Source organism: Clostridium phoceensis, from assembly GCF_001244495.1.
Lineage (GTDB): Bacteria > Bacillota > Clostridia > Oscillospirales > Oscillospiraceae > Lawsonibacter > Lawsonibacter asaccharolyticus.
The window spans coordinates 1,679,644-1,697,517 of the sequence record NZ_LN866274.1 but is presented as its reverse complement, the minus strand read 5'-3'; the positions used below and the strand labels follow the sequence as shown (position 1 = coordinate 1,697,517).

The window sequence follows — 17,874 nt, the reverse complement described above, 5'->3', positions numbered from 1 at the left end:
AATGGACTATTTGAAGATATTGCGTGAAACCCCTGATTTGGCAGAGGAATTTGATTCGCTGTTTGACTTCTTCCTGCTGGATGAGTTATCCCCGCGGGATGACGCGGAAGGCCGATGCACCTTTTCCCTGCCCGGTATGGCCTTTGCCAGGGATGGCTCCGGCGGAGAATACCACCTGTTGGAAGATGGCTCCATTGGATATTACAGCAGCGAAGGTGAGGCAGGCCGTCTGGCCGAGAACATGGATGACCTCTTTTCCCTGATCGTGAGCTGTATCTGCTGGCACGACTGCTGTGACGCAAAGCACTATGTAGATTCCAAAACACTGGAGGAATACGGGCAGAGACAGCGCAACTGTAACTTGGAAGATATGGATATGGACAGCTGGCGGCGGGTGTCTGATGCTCTCGGCATCCCTGCCGATGAGCCGCTGGCTCCGGTTCTGGAGCGGTTCCGCAAAGCAACACAGCGTCAGCCTCTGTATCAGTGTATTTTCCATGAGGATGATGGCAGCCTCACCGAATCATACGGTTTGATGTTTGAATGAGAAAGGAGCAATTCCTATGAAATCATTTGACCCCAATTACAAACTGCTGGACGAGATGTATCAGGACGATTACTATCCTGCTTTTCTGGTGGACAAGGTAAAGGACGAGCTTCAGAAGGTCATCGATCTGCTGGAGAGCGGCGAAACCGCCACCGGAGTGGTGCAGGAGACACTGGACGAGGCGGTCTGCGGCATCAATGATCTCCAGGAGGAGTTTGACGAGAACGACAGCGAGATCGAAACGGTGGCACGGGAATGCATTGCGGCAGCCGTGGCCTATATTCTGGAGTGGTTCAATATCCCCATTGACACTGAGGAGGCCATCCGGGAAAGGGACTGGTGATACCCATGGCAGAAAAAGAACTGGTCATTTGCGATGAGTGCGGCAGCCTGTTTTTCAAAGGCTCCTCACAGATGATGGGGCTGTGTCCGGAATGTGCCCATATTCTCTATGGCTACCCGAATTGTCCCCATCATTTTCAGAATGGCCGGTGCGTGAACTGCTACTGGGACGGCTCAGAAAGTGAGTACATTAAACACCTAAAAAAAGATTGAAAGAGGAAACTATCTGCGAAAGGAGCTGGTGACGACCATGGCGTGGGGAGAATGTCCGCGATTTGACCATATGGCTGTCACTGTACCCAGCAGACCAGAAAAAGAGGAGACTTGCTTATGGCTGACTTCAAGCAACAGATCGACGATGCGCTGGACATTCTGAAATTTGACGGAGCTGTGCAGGACACTCTGGCCGAACTTCGAGAAAAATGGAGCGCACAGGTCCCGGTGCTGCTGGAGGAACGCTTTGATTCCGTCGGCGTCCAGTATATGAAACTGCCCCACGAAAAGGGTGTGGACGCTCTGGGTCAGGAGCTGTCCGCCTTCGGCTGGGCACTATATAACCTGGATGCAGAGGACGAGTATCTGTTTATCCTGATCCCAGAGGAAGAACGCAGCGAACTGGAACACTTTTGTAAAAAGCATGGGCAATACTGCCGCCTGATGAAACAGCCCGGACGAAAATGGGGCGCCCATGCCAAAGAGCAGGACCCCGGGGCTCTGATGCCCTGCGAGGAATACATCCTTGAGACCGAGCACGACTATTTCTTCAATTCTCTGGCAGGGGACTTTGCGGCCGGGGAATGGAAAAGCATCCATTCCGAGGAATGGAAATATGGTTGTGTGGCAGATCTGCGCTGCCGTCCGCCGAAAGTGACCCGCTCCATGAGTCTATGCCATTTCGGGTGCATTTCCTATTCGAATCAAACCGGGCTGTATGCCGCTTCAAGGGCCTCCGCAAGTGGAGTGATTGGAAAGGCATTGCTATGCAAAAACCCCAATACTCTAAACTTTTTTGAGCCTTCCCCCATCGGATATGAGGGCGCACCGAAATCTTTTTTCTGGGCCGACTATTCCCTCTGGGTGGGCGATCCCACCAACGCTACACGGATTGAACTGACCGGCCGGGGCACCTGCCAGGATGTAAAAAACTGGCCGCTGCCCAAGGATGGCTGGAGCGGCACCTATCACTGCGGCATCACTGCGGACGGGCTTGGCCGGGTCTATTTTTCCAACGAGTGGTACAAGGGGCACATTTACCGCTGGGAAAATGGCAAGGTCACGGAGCACCCCTTCCCTTTGTACGGATACGACCACCTCTCCGAAGCAGTCCCCGTTCCCGGCACAGGCCGCATCTACATGATCCACGCCGTCAGCGGCAAGTGGCGGGTGAAGGAATGCCTACTGGAGCTGGACATGGACACCGGACGGTGCCGAATCGCCGACCTGCCCGGAATGGGTGAGGGGCTGAAACTTCGCTGGTTTACCGAAGACTGGCTGCTGGTGCAGGGAAATGGAGAGATCCTCTCTGATGACTTTGCCCAGCTTATCAACATGAGCACAAGGGAGGTGCTGCGCATCCGTCCGGGGATGTTCGGAGGCGAAAAGATGCAGCACATTGGAGTGCTCACCGATGGAACGGTGGTCATCGTCACCCGACGGAATGGCGTGGGGCCGGTGTTCCGTTACCCCACCGACTTCTGGGGTTTCCTGCGGACGGCGAACAAGCCCCGAAGGCTGGAGCCCTGGCGGGAGTATCCAGAAACTTATCCGAATCTGCCCTTCTTCCTCCCAGGGAAGGAATCCAAATTGCCGCAGAAGTGTGCAGACAACCGGCTGGACATGGGAAAAATGCTGCTTCGTCCCCAGTTTGACCAGCTCTCCCCTGAGAAAAAACAAGCTCTCATGGAGCAGCTTTCAGAGCAGTACCACCTGGATTTTGTGCGGATAGAGCACTTTGACCGCTGGGGCCAGAGCTGCACCACTGGAATCTTCAGGAAAGATGGCCGGGAGTTTGTCTTTGTTCCCGGTGATACCGTTACCCTTGGCTGGGACAGGTTTGCCGTGGGACTGAATCAGGAGAGCCGGGCGGAATTAGAGTACCTGTTTCAAGAATGGGAACTGGAGCAGGACCCGGCAGAATTCATTGGAGAAAGCATGGCTCCCGTCCGGCAGGCGGCCATCGGCCCCATGCTGGTGGGCCGGGAGTTGGAGGAACTTTGCTGGGAGCCGGTTCAGATGGAAAATCCCAGATTGACTGCCCACCCTGACTGGCTGAGGCAGTTCCGTGATTTTGCCTGGAGCGGCCTTGACAGCCTTACCTTACATCAATCAGCCCGTATAGATCGAACAGAAACGGGCTTTCAGCTCTGGATCTATAACCGCACAGACTACCATGCGCTTCTTGAACAGTTGGAAAAGCAAGGTCTTTCACTGCCTACGGCGGATGAGTGGGCCTACCTGTGCGGCGGCGGGTGCCGCACCCTGTTCCCCTGGGGGGATGGGCTGGACTACTCCATGCGCCTGCGCTGGTTTGAGGACATGGATGAGGAGCAGGACAGACCCTATGACATGGAGCAGCCCAACTTCTTCGGTCTGTCCATCGCCTACGACCCCTACATGCGGGAAGTGGTGCAGGCTGACAAACTCACCACCTGCGGCGGAGACGGCGGGCGCAGTATCTGCGGCGGACTGGGGCCGTTCCTGGGGTTTCTGCCCTGTTCTCCTCATTGCAAGCCGGAAGTGCAGGAGGACAATGACCTGAACGGCGACTATGACTTTTACCGGCCCATCATCCGGGTGGACCCGGGAGCGAAAGGAGATACCGATATGCCTACCACAGAATGGCTGAACAAATACGAATCTATCAAGGACAAGCTGGCCTGCAAAACGGACCTGGAAGCCCATTTTACAGAAAAAGTGATTGGGAGCATGGGGGTGGATGTGCTGGACATCGGCGCCGTCCATTTCCCCACAGGGCAGATATTCGCCTGCGATCCGCTGGTGGAGCTGGAGGATACACCGCCCTTTATACAGACCATTCCTGCCGGGACTTATCCCGTGAAGATCTGCGTGGTGCCCAGTGAGAAATACGGCGACCGCTACGCCTGCGTCAAGGTGGAGGTCAGCCAGGAAAAGCCTGTCCGCTATGAGCTGGGTATGACAGGCAGCGAGGAGCTGGACGCGGCGATTGGAGATGATGACTACTTCGGCTTTGGCGTAGACGCCGGGATGGGCTGTGTGGCGGACATCCAGACCCAGGCGGCCTTTAAGGCATACTGGACCAAGCGGCTGGAGGAAGCCCCGGACATCGACCCCTACAACGACCTGTTCTGTGACTTGCTGGAGGAAAACGCCAAAGCCCACCCCAAATATCAGGGAGACTGCGGCGACTGGCTCAACTGGACAGTGCCGGACACCGACTGCAACCTGCCCATCTTCGCCTCTGGCTGGGGCGACGGTTACTATCCCGTCTACTTCGGCTACGACACCAAGGGCGAAGTCTGCGCCGTGTATGTGCGGTTCATCGATATTGAAGCCAGCTACAAAGAGCAGGAATAAGGAGGTAAGCAATGGAATTACCAAAACGGGCCAGAACAGCAGACTGGGAAAACGGTATCCTGACCTTAGACGGAGAGAAGCAGTTTGAAGTCCCGGAGCTGACCCCGGAGATCATGGAGCGGCTGGCTGGTTACACCCTGGTGGGCTTCCATGTGAAAGACTATCCAGTGACGGATGAACTGCTTGTGCCCTTTGCCGGACATAAAAATATGGTCAATATCGGTGTGGAGAAGGGCGCGCTCACAGACGACTGTTTTCCGGTCTTTGCCGCCATGCCCAAGCTGCGCTATCTGCTTCTGGACGGCAACGCCGGAATCAACGGCAGCGGCCTGGCCGCCCTGCAAGGCGGCAAGCTGGACCTTCTGACCCTCAACCGCACCGGACTGGACGATGCTGGGCTGCTTCAGGCGGCCTCCATCCCCAAGCTCTCCCACATCCAGATGGACCATACCGCAATTACCTACGAGGGCCTGCTGGCCATCGCAGGCAACAATTACATCAAGCCGGTGGCCCATGTGCAGTTCACCCAGGAGCAGATGGAACACTTCTCCCAGCTCCAGCGGGAAAAGGCCAAAAAGCCCGTCCAGCTGGATGAGCAGGCGGCGGCGGAATGCCGCAGGGTGCTGTCCGCTTTCTTTGCCGAGATGACAGAATGGGAGCAGTACATGGAGCAGGCCGGGTTTGAAGACGCTGAGGCTGTGCCCCGCCTGCTGGCGATCTGGGAGAAGTATGTGAGTGAAAAGCCCCGTCCGGGCTACCGGCCCCTGGGCCTCTCGTACAGCGCTCAGGGCACTTACAAGGGGGAGCAGTTCCTGGACGCGGAGCAGATCACCCGGCACAAGCTTTACATCTACACCAGGGAGGAAAATATAGGCTTTGACCGCCGCTTTCTCATGAAGCGTGTGGGCGAGGGCTGGAGGATCGACGGACTGCAGGAGCGGCTGAACGGCTGGCAGCGAACAGGATTGTGAAGTTCATGAGAATCAGATTGGAGGTACAGGAAGATGGGTTCATGGGGTGTAAAAGCATTGGAAAGTGATAATGGCTTAGACCTAATTTTCCTTTTGAAATCAGATTATTTACCCAAACATAAGAAACTGACTTTAGGTGGATTGATAGGCTTTCTGAAAGAGGAAGGTTTTCTTGGAGAAACAGTGAACGAAATTGACTTTCTCTATGATAATACCGCCATCGCGCTCGCAGAACTTTATTCAGAATGGCAGGAAACAGGAAAGCTAAACTACGATGATGAGGATTCTAATGTTTGGTCAGCAATAACGAATTTCTCAGCTTCAGCTACTGCTCGAAAAGACCTTCTTAGGCGATTGAGGAGTATTAAAAATCAAGTTCCTGATGAAGATGGCGAAAGAGAAATCGTAGAACTTTGGAAAGAAAGTAATCACTGGGAATCGTGGGATAAGCATTTGGATTCTTTGATAGAACTCTTACAGCAGGAATAAAATTGTTGCTTTGTAGGTAAGTGCGTTGAATTGTGAGGCATCACATGGCATGGGAATATGAAACCTTTGGCCCAGACGGTCAATGCAAATTGTTCGGTGTGAACATCTTTGACTACGACTGGCAAACCACCGGCAAGCGAGTAAAAGTCAAAGACCCGATCTATCACCAAGACCATACCTTCGAGGTCTGGCAGGTGGAGATTGACGGGCAGATCCACCGCTTCGCCGCTGGAGAGTTCTCCAATGGCGTATGGGGATTCTATCTGGAAAAGAACGGATGAGAGGAGCGTGGCGCCATGAAAGCCAGCACCGGAGAGGTCTATACGGTCTACAACCAATATCTGAAACGCTACACCGCCTGCCAGGTGGCCTATATTGCGCCGCCGGACACGGTGAGTGAGCAGCCCTGGGCGGTGGTCCTCTCTCTGGACTGGGTGGGCGACGCCCCTCTGACGGCGGAGGAACTTCCTCATCTCCGCCCGCTCTACAAGGACTTTATGTACTGGTCCCGTGACCTTCATTTGCTGCGGGTGCCGCTGGAGGTCCCGCCCCAGTACGCGCTGGTGGGTACACTTCCGCCCTTCACCGACCAGCCCTGCCGCTCCTACGGCGGCTGGAATGACGGCTATGATGTGTACCTCCAGGTCCGGTGGCAGGCCATCCCGGAAAAGCGGCGGCGGGCCTTCAAGGAGGCCATGGAGAGCGACGAGCAAACGGAGATCGGCGGCATCCCGCTGAAAGTCAGCAGCCATCGGGTGATGGATCAGTACGCACCATTCGATTCGGCGCTGGAACTAAAGGCACTGCCCTGCCTCTCCGACCTTATCTGTGAGCGGTGGCACCCGGATCTGCTGGAGTTTTTGCGGGGAAATCCCTTCCTTGATGAACTGACTTTGCTGAACCACGGTCAGAGGACACTTGATCTGCGGGGCACCAGCATCAGAAAGCTGATGCTGGACATGACCGGGCTGGAGGAGCTGTGGCTGGGTGAGGAAACGGAGCAGCTCCTGTTCCAGAACAAGGGGCCGGACGCCTGTACCATCCATGCCCCCGAAGATGGCAGCGGTTTGACCCTCCAATTTATCGGGGAATACCGCCCGCACACGGAACTGCCGAACCTACGGGGGCTGCATGGCATCGAGCTGAAGGACTTTGATCTGACCGGACTGGCTGCTGTTCATCCCCACCTGAAGGAACTGAGGCTCTGGGGTGCGCCGGGAAACCTGGGGAACTTCTCCGCTGTGCGAGGGTTCCGGGAACTGACGAACCTCTCCACCTTCGACCTGTTCGGTTTCGGGGCGGACGACATCCCCACCCCGGAACAGATGCCGGAACTTCGCTGGTTCTGGATGACCAGCCTGCCGGAGACGGCGGCAAAAGCGGCAAAGCGGCTCTGGAAGGACAAGCCGGGAGTGGACCTGCGGATCACCAAGCCCCGGAAACCGGAGTGGCTGGCGCAAAACCTGGATAATCCATTCCGAGGCTGGGACGGTGCGGAGCATATCCCCGCCTCCGCTGCGAAAAAGGTAGCCAGCCAATACCGCAAGACCCGTTCCCAGCTGATGAAATTGGACGCTGAGCCGGGTGAGGACGCCCAGGCCCAGGCGCTGGATGCGGTGGCAGCCTATACCCAGACCTTCAACAAGATGGGCTTTATCGAAACCGAGGAGCGGGATGAGATCTACATGGCCCTGCGGGGTATCCTGGATGCCCTGCCGGGTGATACGCTCCAGAAAGATGCCCTGATTGAGAAGTTCGATGAGCTTCGTGATTTTTGAGGATGTGAGTTTATGATCCGAATCATCGATGAACCCTATTTCACCCACAGTGCCTACAGCGCCTTCACCACCGGTATCCAGGTAAAATGCCCCAAGTGCCATGGCGCGGGTGTGGTGACAGCGGATGAGGATGACGCCTATTTCCGCTGCTTGAGCTGCGGCCACCGGATGACGCAGGATCGGACGGTCTACCGCTATGATGTCCATAACCAATGCAGGAACTGCGGCAGGTACTATCGGGTGGATATTGAAGATGAGGCAAAGCAGCGCTTTCCCGTCCTCCATGTGGCCTGTCCTTACTGTGGGACAACCATGCCGGGTGAGGTACACAAGACGGTAGAGGCTTTCTCCTATGGTGCGGAGATTCAGGGCGGCAAGGACCCCTGGTTCGGCCTGGAACTTTGGTTTTTGACCTTCTTCCAGGGCAAGCTGGTCTGGGCCCTCAACCGGGAGCATCTGGCCTATCTGATCGACTATCTCAGCGCCGATCTGCGGGAAAAGCCGATGGGAAGAGCGAAAAAGACTCAGTCCGACCATCTCCCCACCTTTATGAAAACCGCAAAGAACCGGGAGCGAATCGTGAAACTGCTGAAGAAATTACAAGAGAAATGAGGACAAACCTTATGGCACTACAAGATAAGAAAATCATGCCTCCCCCCTGGCTGGCCCACCGGGAGATCGAGCGATACTCCATTGGCTGGCGCATGGGCTATGGGGAGGACTACATAGACCGGTTCGGCCATTGGCTGGATACCCTTTCACCAGAGGAGCAGACGGAATACCGCACCCTCTTTCCCGAGCCGGTGACCTGGAAGGGCTGGTGGGATGACGAGGACACGGGTGAGGTGCTGGCGCACGGCGACTTCCTGGTGGATGCGTGGCAGCCGGAGGGCCAGCCAAAGTACACCCGCCAGTGGCTCCAGCAGGAGTTTACTGCGGGGAAACCACGAGAGCTGTGCCTGTTCTGGGGCCATCAGCCTGCCGAGGACGGCCAGCTGACAAAAAGCTGCCTCAGCCAGTGGTGGATGGAGGACTTCTATACGACGGCTGACTCCTACCTCTGCATGGAGCAGTATATGATGGCTGCCAAGGCCGAGCTGTTCGGCGACAAAGAGATCCGGGACCAGATTTTGAAATGCAGCGACCAAAAGCAGATCAAGGCCCTGGGCCGCAAGGTGCGGGGCTTTGACCAGAAGGTATGGGACAAGTTCAAGTACGCCATTGTGCTGGGCGGCAACTGGCACAAATTCAGCCAGAACCGCGATCTGCGGGAGTTTCTTCTCTCCACCGGGGACAGCGTGCTGGTGGAGGCCAGCCCCTACGATGCCATCTGGGGCATCCGCCTCGCGGCCAGCTCCCCGGAGGCCCAGGACCCCATGAAGTGGCGGGGACAAAACCTGTTGGGCTTTGCGCTGATGGAGGTACGGGACGAGCTGCGCCGGGTGACAGAGAACGAAATGCTTTGCGATTGGAGTACAGTATGGCAGAAATGAAACTTTATGAACTGGTCAACCACTACCACATCGGCACGGACCTGACCTGCGCCGAGGCGATGTTCATGGCCTGCAATGAATATTACCATCTGAATTTGTCTGAGGAGACCCGGAAAATGTTCTCCGTCATGGGCCTTGGGATGCAGACCGAGCAGTCCTGCTGCGGCGCTTTCACTGTGGCGGTGGGGATCATCGGTCTGATGACCGCCAAAGAGGGCCAGACCGATGCGGACAACATGGAAGGCTACCAGATGATTGCTGAATTGACGGATTTCATGCTGGGCTTCTATGGAACGCTCCACTGTGTCGAGCTGCAAAAGCTGGAGATCGTGGGGTATGAAAACCCATGCCACGCCATTGTGGAGGCGCTGGCCAAAAAGCTGGAGGAGCTGCTGGCGGGCCGCAGGATCTTCCGCCCGGCAAATATGGAACAAATCGGTTCATGATATGCCGGAAAGAGGTAAGTCCATGTCTAAACTATCACAGGAAGAAGTACAATCACTTCGCAGCAGGATCTGCCACGGAGAGCAGGGACTGATTTCCACTCTGACACCGGAGCAATTCCTTGCCCTGCTGTCTTACGACTATGATACCGGCTTCGCGGCCGGCAAAGCCTCCGCGCAGAAGGAGATTCTCTGTATGCTGGCGGCGGACGGGATGCCCCCGGAGAAAATTGCCCTACTGCTGCGGATGGAGGCGGAGACGGTACGGGAGATCATGGCCGCCAAGCAGGCCCACATTGAGAAATGCAGAAAGAGACTGGAACAGGGGGCGAAGCCATGAAAGACCTCTCCCAATACGGAAACCGGCGGGAGGACGAATGGGAGATCCTTCCATGGATACCCGATCCGCGCCCGCCATTCAAAATCTGGGTGGAGCCGGAGCAGATCGCGCCATTTTTTCTCATTCCCCACCACCCCTATGCGATCTCCCTTCTGCTGAAGATCAGCGACGGATTCCGGACAGAGGAATTCCGACGGCTGGGACTGACCGGCAGCAGCGGAGACTGGGAACGGCTGGTCCAGGGCGTGATCCGAGAGTTTGAGGAAAACAACAGCGGTGAGGATCTGTTTCACTTTGACTCCGACGAAGATGTGTTCTGCGTGTACTCCCAATATATCGATGATTTGATGCTGCTATCCAAGATGATCCGGGCGGCCTGTGACAATGAAAAAACGATGGGGATGTATCTGAACATGAGTGAGGCTGCGAAAGCATGAAAGAGTTGACCACTCATAAAGGGATAACAGTAAAATGCAGTAAAACGGCCATTGAATTTTTCCAAAATGCTCAATCAGTGGATTTCTTTTCTGTGTTGGAGATTCCAGAGGAATTCCAAGGTATAGCGGTTGAGTTTTATGATTTGATTCTGGAAAACGATCATCCCACAGCTTTGCTGGGCTGTCAGGGCGATTATGACATTGCGGTACAGATGAATGAGTTGACCGGCACTATGTCGGGGTGGCATTGGTTCAAATGAGGGAAATGGAATGATCGAGTACATCAAACTCTTTTGGGAGGACGCACCGGAGGGAGAACCGCCGGTCATCTTCTATGAAGTGGATACCGAAAATGAGCGGCTGGCCCATCGCTCCATTGACATCTTTGCAGACGGCCACACCCGCAACATCCCCGACCTTTACGCCGGTGCTATCGAGATCACGCCGATCCCCACCGTAGATGAACTGAACGCCCATGTCTGGGGCGAGGAATTCCACGCCTGCACCATAGAGAAAGCGGAATTTGAGGCCATTTGGGACAGCCACACCTATAATGGAGAAATAAAAGGCCCGTGTCGCAGAGGCGGAATATGAGAAATAAGGAACATGAGCTCGCATGGCAAAAAGTAATAGAAGCCTGCATGGAGGATGTGAAACACCACTTTTCTGACATCCAGCAGGCCATTGAGTTTGGCTGGTACATCCAGCCGGACAACTACTTTGTGTCCTACATCTTTGCTACCGACGCGCAATTAGAGGCGGCGCGGCGGAGCTGCCTGACGGAAACCATCAATTCCTATCACAGAGAGCAGCTGACAAAGCGCCATTACCCCATTGAGGGAATCAAGGACTGTACCTTTGCCTCCCAGGAGGAATGTGACCGGGAATTTGGCGGGAATTGGTACTACTACTACAAATAATGGAGTTTGCATTATGACTTCATCGGCCGTTGTGACGGAGATGAGTGGCCGGAATAAAAGGAGGCGTGACAGATGTATATCAAAAAATACTGGGGCAACTTTATTGGAGGCTCGGATGACAGTCTGAACCTTGTGGCATTTTTGGAAGACCAGAAGAAAGAGGAAATCACGCTCAGTGAGATTTTTGCCAAGATCGGTCTGGACAAGCAGAACTGGGACTTCCGCCAGACCGTGGAGTATCTGGAGTTCACCCACTCAGGTGGCGTGGAGATGGACTTCCACTTCGCCATTGATGTGGTCACCGACCTGGCCGCCATCCTTTTAGAGTGCAGCGTCAGCGGCAGTGTGAACCTTCAGGATCTGGACGAGTACAACACCCCCGTCCGCCGCATCCGCATCACCGCCACGCCAGAGGAACACGAGGCCATGAATAAGGTCCTGGCGGACTTTGTCCAAGATCCCCTGTCCTATGACATCAGTGATATGATGGGCGAGGATGAGATCACGGATATGGCTTATCAGGTGGAGATGCTGCGGAAGGAGTTGTACGAAGCCTCTGGCCGCAACCGGAACTACCATGTAAAGGCGGAAGATGTAAAAGATCTGCTCCCCGACTGGGAGGGTGCCGATGGCTGTATCGCCACCAACCGTATCACGGTGGAGGGCTGCAAGGTAGGCTACTGCTACCGGGAGAAACCGGACGGCGGCTGGGACAGCGGCTGGCGCTTCACCGCTGGTGACGAGAGCGAGGCGTACATGGACGACCCCAACAATGCCGGGATTTACAAGCTGAACACAATCTGCAACGACGATCCCGACATCATTCCGCTGCTGCGCACACCCGCTCCCTGCGCCTTTGAGCGGGATGAGAACGGCGTGTTTCAGCAGATCAAAGACTGGAAACCGGATGAGGATGAGGAGGACACAGATATGGATATTTTGAATCAGTGCCAGAAGTGGCATGAAAAGGGGCAATACCAGAAGATCATTGACGCGCTGGAGGCTATCCCTGCCGAGGAGCATACCCCTGAGATGGACAGTGAACTGGCCCGCGCCTACAACAACCTGGCTGTTCCAGAGGATCGGGAACTGTATCAGAAGGCGCTTTCCTTGCTGAAACCCCATGCAGACTACTTTGCAGAAGACTACCGTTGGAACTTCCGTATGGGATATTCCTATTACTATCTGGATCAGGAGGGCCGGGCATTGCCCTATTTTCGCAAGGCGTTGGAGAAACTTCCTGGTGATGAAGATACCCAAAAGCTCATTGATGCCTGTAAGAGTCTTATTACCTTGCCGCAGTTCTCGGCGTGCTTCCGGGAACGGACAGAGGACTGGTGGGAAACCTTTGCCGAGATGGAAGCAGAATTGCGCCAGATGATGGACGAGGACAAAGACCACACCCGCGGCGCAGAACTCGTGGCCCAAATGCAGGAAACCCTGAATCTGGTTTTTGATGAAATCTCTTTCGAGATGGGCTTCAATGGCAAAAAGCATGATTTGATTCTCACTCCGGAGGGCGACAAGGTCAAGCTATTTGAGCTGGTCTACTTCCAGAAGCACGCCCCCAAGGAGGTTCTGGAGCACTGGAAAATCCTGGTGGGCCGTCAGCCCCTCCAGAACATCGGTCTGCGTACCGAGGATGGCTGGGAGATTTCCGGGGAGGATGTGCAGATCTGGCTGGAGGAGCAGGGTGAAAACAGCTTCGCCATCTCTGCCTACTGTGAAAAGCTGCTGCCTATGCTTCGGGAGGCGGAAGGCCGGGCCTGGTGGATGCTCACCACCCTCACCGACCAAGTGCTGGGTGAGATCCCCCACATGAGATACATAGACAGCTTTGATGTGCTGGAGGAGCCCAAGGCGGAGCCGTCCTTCCTCCTGTCCCAGCTGCCCGATATGCTGAAAGAAAAGGGAGCGACCCTCTCCACTGATCCAAATGCCTATCTGGAGAGCTATCTTGGCTACGAAATGAAAGCCAATGAAGACCCGGAAGCCGACTGGCGGCTGGATGTGATGGCCGGTTCCACCAACTGTGTGCCGCTCATCAACGGCTATTTGAATGTCGACAATGATTTTATGGACAATCTCCACGCTGACGGCGCGGTGGCAGGCTTCTTCTGCTATCCCCTGGATACCCTGCGGGAGGAGGAAGGAACGGAGAAGATCTTCGACTTCCGGGACAAACTGGAGGAAGTGTTCACCACCGGGGACGGCCCGGAAGTGCTCACCCTCACCGGCGGAGCCACCGGCCTCTACTGCGGATATGTAGACTTTATCGCCTGGGACATCCGGGCGGCTCTGGATAAGGCGAAAACCTTCTTCGGGGACAGTGACATCCCCTGGGCCAGCTTCCACACCTTCCGCCGGGAGGCTGGTACTGTGAGCCTGAAAACACCGCCCGAGGAGGAACCGGACGCTGAGGAGCAAGAGGATGAGCTGGACGAGGCGCTGACGGGCATGGACTATATCCCTTACACCCCGCAGAACGAAGAAGCATTTTTCCAGCAGCTGGAGCAGTGGAACGACGAGGACGAGTACACCCGCTGCATCCAGGCATTGAATGCCATCCCGGAGGACTGGCGGAACTACCGCACTTCCTACGCTCTGGCACGGGCGTTGGAGAACTATGCCATCATTGGGGACCACGACGAGGGTACTCCTAACTATAAGGGAGATAAGGCCCTGCGCCGAGCCATCGAAGTGCTGGAGTCTGTCCGGGAAGAGGGCCAGGACAAGGCGGAATGGAACATGCGCATTGCCTATGGCTATCAGTATCTCTATGGTCAGGAGGAAAAGGCCATCCCCTACGCCCAGCGGTGGGCGGAGCTGGACCCACAGGACGAGAACGCCCTGGCGGTGATTCAGGAGTGCCAGGAGGAGATCGCAAAGCGGGCCGAGGCAGAGGCCGAGGACGAGAGTGACCACACAGGCGTCTTCACCGGCTTTGTGCTGCTGTCCAAGGGAGAATGGGACAAAGAGCAGTTCATCCGGGACATGAAGGAAAAATGGGACATCACCGTGGATGAATACGACGCCAGTGAGGAGAAGGATGACGACGCACTGGTATTCGAGGTAGGTGATATACTCGCCGCTGTCAGTCTGGCGGCCTATCCCATTCCCAACGGCGAAGCGGAACTGAACGCAGAAAACAATTATATGTGGGAGGATGCGGTCCAAGTTGCCAAGGAACACCGCGCCCATATCATGGTGGCTATTCTGGGCAAAGAGGAAAAGATTCTGGAGAAGGGTAAGCTCTTCACCAAGCTGGTGGCCGCCTGCTGCCGCCAGAAATACGCCACTGGCATCTACACCAGCGGTGTGGTATTTGAGCCTCGTTTCTATGAGGGCTTTGCCGATATGCTCAAAGAGGACGAACTGCCCATCTTCAACTGGGTCTGGTTCGGCCTGTACCGGAGCGAGGGCGGCTTGAACGGCTACACCTACGGTATGGATGTGTTCGGCAAGGAGGAAATGGAGGTGCTGAACACCGACGCCGAGCCGGAGGAACTGCGGGACTTTTTGGCAAGCCTTGCCTCCTATGTGCTGGCGTGTGATGTGATGCTGAAGGATGGCGAGACTATCGGCTTTTCTGCAGACGATAAGCACACCATCACCCGCAGCCCCGGTGTCAGTCTGCCGGAGGAGCAGATGACCCTGAAGATCTCCTGGGCGTCATCGGACGGTGACCCTGACGATGACCCGGACGATGAAGCACCCGAGGATGAAGAAACCGGTGTTCCCGAGGTCTACACCGAGGAGGAGATGGAGGCCGTCGAGGGGCACATTGATCAGTATTTCGGCAATGTTGAGAATGTGTTCCACGAGCTGGTTTCCCCCGACATCCATGTGGACATCTGCGTTGTTCCGCCTTCGGAGGAACGGGACTACTACACTCTGGTCACCATGGGTATGGGCGCCCACCGGATGAATGTGCCGGAGGAACTGGCGGAATATAAGCTGGAGCGGGCGGAGCTTACCATCGCTCTGCCTGCGGACTGGAAGCTGGATCAGGAGTCCATGAAAGACGAAAAGTGGTACTGGCCCATCCGCCTGCTGAAATCCCTGGCCCGTCTGCCCATCAACTGTGACAGCTGGTTGGGGCATGGTCATACAGTGGAGAACCGGGAACCCTTTGCAGAAAACACTAAACTGTGCACTGCTATCCTGATCGATCCCCAGGGTACGGAGGACGGCAGCGAGTTCTGCACCCTGCCGGGCGGCGGGGAGGTCAACTTCTATCAGGTCATTCCTCTTTATGTGGATGAATTGGACTATAAACTGGAACATGATGCAGACGCTCTGCTGAACAAGATGAGGGGGATCAGTTTTGTCGTAAACCCCACTCGCCAGAATGCTATCACCCGTGGCACCCTTTCCAATGATGATTTTGACGGTGAGATGGACGACGCTTCCTATCACCTTGAGAGCATTGAGGAGAAGGAACTGCCTATTGACCCCATCAATGCTTATAACCACATGGCCATCTACCTGCGCTGGTGTATGGAGCACGACCTGATGGGCGAAGAATTCCTTGCCGAGTACAGTGATGTGGTAGAAAAGGTCAAGGCTGATCCGGCTGGCGTAGATCTGCGGGAGTTTATCCGGGATGAACTGGACGGGCAGTTGATAGGTCCGCTGTTCAATAAGATTGGCCGAGCATTTGCTTCCTACTATTATGGTGCATATTCCAATGGTCATGAAAGTCCATTCTTCCCCAGAGATATTGATGATTATGCCTTGGAATACTTCGGCTCAGAAAAATATCACTCCGATGAGTTCCAGGATGAAGCCTACCTGTTCATTCCCTTTGACGAGGACTACTATCAGGCTATGGCAGAGGTGATCGAAGAACGCTTCACCAACTGGCAGGGACAGGACTTCGATGAGGACACGCTGGAGCCTTCCCAGGCAGCTCAGGCCATCATGGAGTATCTGGACTGCGAGTGTACCTATTTCCCATCCATGGCAGATGATGACCCCATTATGTCGGCATACAGCTATGCCAAACGGGAAAGTGTCAAAGAAGGCTTTGTGCCGGTGCTCATCAAGGCGGATGATGAAACGCTGTTGGAGTGCCTGGTAATGAACGCCGACCCGGAGAATGATGCGGACTGCTATGAATTTGACCCCAAAGCTGTGGAGGAGTACCGGAAGAAGATGCTCTCCACCTCCGTCAAAGACGGAAAGGCGGTTTTGGAGGAATTGACCGGCCAGCGCAGGGAAGAAGCCGAGGACGACGATTTGGACTGGGAGGAGGAAGTCCTGGGCGAGATGGAGGGCGGCTATGACAATGACCGCTTCTCCTGCTATTGGGATTCGGACAGCCACATGACCTACCCCCTCATTTTGGCCAAGATCCCGGTAAAGAACCCCTGGGAGATCTTCGCCTACCTGCCCTTCGGCAACTGGAACGAGTGTCCTGACACCCCGGCCCTGATGGCAGTGGCGAAACACTGGTTCGAGCAGTATGGCGCCATCCCTGCCGCTATGAGCCACGATGAGCTGGAGTTCCTGCTCCCGGCTCCCGTTCTTGAGGAGAGGGCCATGGAAGCTGCCACAGAACAGTACGGCTTCTGTCCGGACATTGTGGATCAGGAGCAGGATGACCCCACTGTGGGCAATCTGGCGGATGTCCTGCGGCAGTCCACCGTCTGGTACTTCTGGTGGGATTGATGGGCTGTATTGGAATGACGGAACAGCAACGATAGGAGGAACGTTATGAAAAACTTGCAGATACTGATGATGTGCTGTTTCCTGGTACTGCTGACTGCCTGCGGGCGGGAGGGCGGCACGGCCCAAACCCCTGTTGCTTCAGAGGAGATCACAGAGAGCATCACGCAAATGCCGGATGAACAGGAGAGTGAAGCCATGCCGGAAAATATGGAATTGGGGCTGACAGTGAACGGTGTTTATTATCCAATCCCGATTTCTTTGAAGCAGTTGACCGACGATGGTTGGAAAATCAGCGGGCAGACGCCCTATTTCCTGGAGCCGTTCGTGGGTGAAGAGTATTACGAAACGCGGGCAGATTGGTCCCTATCCAAAGATGGGCAGGAGATTCTGCCGGGTGGGTCCATCATCCGGCTCCTGGAAAAAGACGGGGTGTTGTTAGAGGTGACCATTACAAACCAGGTGTCCACAGGGTCGGATACGCCATCTCAAAAAATCGAAGATGGTGTGGTAGATTCCATGGTGGTTTTTTATGATGAGAAACACACCAGCATCAAATTGGATAATCAGGAACTGAACCATGTAACCCAGGATTATTTGATTGAGAGGTATCCTTCCAGTGATGGTTGGACTCATCTTCCCAACACATACAGCGATCATCCAGAGTTTGGGATTTCCACAGAATATACCATCGAAAATGATCTGGATCAGTACAGCAGAAGTATCACGATCGATTTTGATCTGGAGAACAAACCGTTCAAAGTAAGTGTATGTAATGAGACTCCTCTGGACCGTGCGGAACCCTCCCCACAGACTTGATGAGCGGACTTGCGTTTCCCAGAAACAGTCCGCCGTCTGGTACTTCTGGTGGGATTGATGGGAGATTTTG

The 17,874-nt window shown here is 55.2% G+C and carries 18 protein-coding genes; all 18 read left to right on the top strand.

The genetic code is table 11. From position 1 onward, the window contains the following. The first annotated feature begins 1 nt into the window (after window position 1). Window positions 2-547: a hypothetical protein gene (locus tag BN1969_RS08975; RefSeq protein WP_050623997.1), complete on the top strand. Its 546-nt coding sequence runs from the start codon at window positions 2-4 to the stop codon at window positions 545-547. Window positions 548-563: 16 nt separating this feature from the next. Then, complete coding sequence (locus BN1969_RS08970; protein ID WP_050623996.1) at window positions 564-890, top strand: DUF5713 family protein; 327 nt, start codon at window positions 564-566, stop codon at window positions 888-890. Between the two features lie 329 nt (window positions 891-1,219). Continuing rightward, window positions 1,220-4,444, top strand: a complete 3,225-nt coding sequence (locus BN1969_RS19185) for a DUF4241 domain-containing protein (RefSeq protein ID WP_473206038.1) — start codon at window positions 1,220-1,222, stop codon at window positions 4,442-4,444. A gap of 11 nt (window positions 4,445-4,455) precedes the next feature. Continuing rightward, the gene (locus BN1969_RS08950; protein ID WP_050623994.1) at window positions 4,456-5,415 is read left to right on the top strand and encodes an NTF2 fold immunity protein; all 960 of its coding nucleotides are present in this window, start codon (window positions 4,456-4,458) and stop codon (window positions 5,413-5,415) included. A 33-nt stretch (window positions 5,416-5,448) separates the two neighbouring features. Beyond that, window positions 5,449-5,904, top strand: coding sequence for a DUF4259 domain-containing protein (locus BN1969_RS08945; RefSeq protein WP_050623993.1), 456 nt, complete (start codon window positions 5,449-5,451; stop codon window positions 5,902-5,904). A gap of 44 nt (window positions 5,905-5,948) precedes the next feature. Beyond that, a complete protein-coding gene (locus tag BN1969_RS08940) occupies window positions 5,949-6,185 on the top strand; it encodes a hypothetical protein (protein ID WP_050623992.1) in 237 nt (78 codons plus the stop codon). Window positions 6,186-6,200: 15 nt separating this feature from the next. Continuing rightward, entirely contained in the window at window positions 6,201-7,682 is a 1,482-nt protein-coding gene (locus tag BN1969_RS08935; protein WP_050623991.1) for a hypothetical protein, read from the top strand. Window positions 7,683-7,694: 12 nt separating this feature from the next. Further along, window positions 7,695-8,294: an SIR2 family protein gene (locus tag BN1969_RS08930; protein WP_050623990.1), complete on the top strand. Its 600-nt coding sequence runs from the start codon at window positions 7,695-7,697 to the stop codon at window positions 8,292-8,294. 11 nt (window positions 8,295-8,305) lie between these two features. Then, window positions 8,306-9,175 carry a riboflavin biosynthesis intermediates N-glycosidase gene (locus tag BN1969_RS08925; protein ID WP_050623989.1) on the top strand — a complete coding sequence of 290 codons (870 nt, stop codon included), beginning with the start codon at window positions 8,306-8,308 and terminating at the stop codon, window positions 9,173-9,175. After that, entirely contained in the window at window positions 9,163-9,621 is a 459-nt protein-coding gene (locus BN1969_RS08920; RefSeq protein WP_242850309.1) for a C-GCAxxG-C-C family protein, read from the top strand. Before BN1969_RS08925 ends, BN1969_RS08920 begins: the two co-directional genes overlap by 13 nt. A gap of 22 nt (window positions 9,622-9,643) precedes the next feature. Then, entirely contained in the window at window positions 9,644-9,958 is a 315-nt protein-coding gene (locus tag BN1969_RS08915; RefSeq protein WP_050623987.1) for a hypothetical protein, read from the top strand. Next, window positions 9,955-10,395, top strand: a complete 441-nt coding sequence (locus tag BN1969_RS08910; RefSeq protein ID WP_050623986.1) for an Imm51 family immunity protein — start codon at window positions 9,955-9,957, stop codon at window positions 10,393-10,395. The genes BN1969_RS08915 and BN1969_RS08910 overlap by 4 nt, the downstream gene beginning before the upstream one ends. Then, on the top strand, window positions 10,392-10,655 hold the full coding sequence (locus BN1969_RS08905; protein ID WP_050623985.1) for a hypothetical protein: 264 nt from the start codon (window positions 10,392-10,394) through the stop codon (window positions 10,653-10,655). Before BN1969_RS08910 ends, BN1969_RS08905 begins: the two co-directional genes overlap by 4 nt. Window positions 10,656-10,665: 10 nt before the next feature. Then, entirely contained in the window at window positions 10,666-10,989 is a 324-nt protein-coding gene (locus BN1969_RS08900; protein ID WP_050623984.1) for a DUF6881 domain-containing protein, read from the top strand. Beyond that, window positions 10,986-11,315: a hypothetical protein gene (locus BN1969_RS08895; RefSeq protein WP_050623983.1), complete on the top strand. Its 330-nt coding sequence runs from the start codon at window positions 10,986-10,988 to the stop codon at window positions 11,313-11,315. The genes BN1969_RS08900 and BN1969_RS08895 overlap by 4 nt, the downstream gene beginning before the upstream one ends. Window positions 11,316-11,321: 6 nt before the next feature. Beyond that, window positions 11,322-11,372: a DUF6547 family protein gene (locus BN1969_RS19090; RefSeq protein WP_419185508.1), complete on the top strand. Its 51-nt coding sequence runs from the start codon at window positions 11,322-11,324 to the stop codon at window positions 11,370-11,372. A gap of 15 nt (window positions 11,373-11,387) precedes the next feature. Next, window positions 11,388-16,988, top strand: coding sequence for an immunity protein Imm33 domain-containing protein (locus BN1969_RS08890; RefSeq protein WP_050623982.1), 5,601 nt, complete (start codon window positions 11,388-11,390; stop codon window positions 16,986-16,988). A gap of 45 nt (window positions 16,989-17,033) precedes the next feature. After that, window positions 17,034-17,804, top strand: coding sequence for a hypothetical protein (locus BN1969_RS08885; RefSeq protein ID WP_050623981.1), 771 nt, complete (start codon window positions 17,034-17,036; stop codon window positions 17,802-17,804). Window positions 17,805-17,874 lie beyond the last annotated feature (70 nt).

Bases quoted from the DNA above. Each gene is read 5' to 3' on its own strand.
- BN1969_RS08975 (WP_050623997.1), top strand. From the start codon at position 2: ATGGACTATTTGAAGATATTGCGTGAAACCCCTGATTTGGCAGAGGAA.
- BN1969_RS08970 (WP_050623996.1), top strand. From the start codon at position 564: ATGAAATCATTTGACCCCAATTACAAACTGCTGGACGAGATGTATCAG.
- BN1969_RS19185 (WP_473206038.1), top strand. From the start codon at position 1,220: ATGGCTGACTTCAAGCAACAGATCGACGATGCGCTGGACATTCTGAAA.
- BN1969_RS08950 (WP_050623994.1), top strand. From the start codon at position 4,456: ATGGAATTACCAAAACGGGCCAGAACAGCAGACTGGGAAAACGGTATC.
- BN1969_RS08945 (WP_050623993.1), top strand. From the start codon at position 5,449: ATGGGTTCATGGGGTGTAAAAGCATTGGAAAGTGATAATGGCTTAGAC.
- BN1969_RS08940 (WP_050623992.1), top strand. From the start codon at position 5,949: ATGGCATGGGAATATGAAACCTTTGGCCCAGACGGTCAATGCAAATTG.
- BN1969_RS08935 (WP_050623991.1), top strand. From the start codon at position 6,201: ATGAAAGCCAGCACCGGAGAGGTCTATACGGTCTACAACCAATATCTG.
- BN1969_RS08930 (WP_050623990.1), top strand. From the start codon at position 7,695: ATGATCCGAATCATCGATGAACCCTATTTCACCCACAGTGCCTACAGC.
- BN1969_RS08925 (WP_050623989.1), top strand. From the start codon at position 8,306: ATGGCACTACAAGATAAGAAAATCATGCCTCCCCCCTGGCTGGCCCAC.
- BN1969_RS08920 (WP_242850309.1), top strand. From the start codon at position 9,163: ATGGCAGAAATGAAACTTTATGAACTGGTCAACCACTACCACATCGGC.
- BN1969_RS08915 (WP_050623987.1), top strand. From the start codon at position 9,644: ATGTCTAAACTATCACAGGAAGAAGTACAATCACTTCGCAGCAGGATC.
- BN1969_RS08910 (WP_050623986.1), top strand. From the start codon at position 9,955: ATGAAAGACCTCTCCCAATACGGAAACCGGCGGGAGGACGAATGGGAG.
- BN1969_RS08905 (WP_050623985.1), top strand. From the start codon at position 10,392: ATGAAAGAGTTGACCACTCATAAAGGGATAACAGTAAAATGCAGTAAA.
- BN1969_RS08900 (WP_050623984.1), top strand. From the start codon at position 10,666: ATGATCGAGTACATCAAACTCTTTTGGGAGGACGCACCGGAGGGAGAA.
- BN1969_RS08895 (WP_050623983.1), top strand. From the start codon at position 10,986: ATGAGAAATAAGGAACATGAGCTCGCATGGCAAAAAGTAATAGAAGCC.
- BN1969_RS08890 (WP_050623982.1), top strand. From the start codon at position 11,388: ATGTATATCAAAAAATACTGGGGCAACTTTATTGGAGGCTCGGATGAC.
- BN1969_RS08885 (WP_050623981.1), top strand. From the start codon at position 17,034: ATGAAAAACTTGCAGATACTGATGATGTGCTGTTTCCTGGTACTGCTG.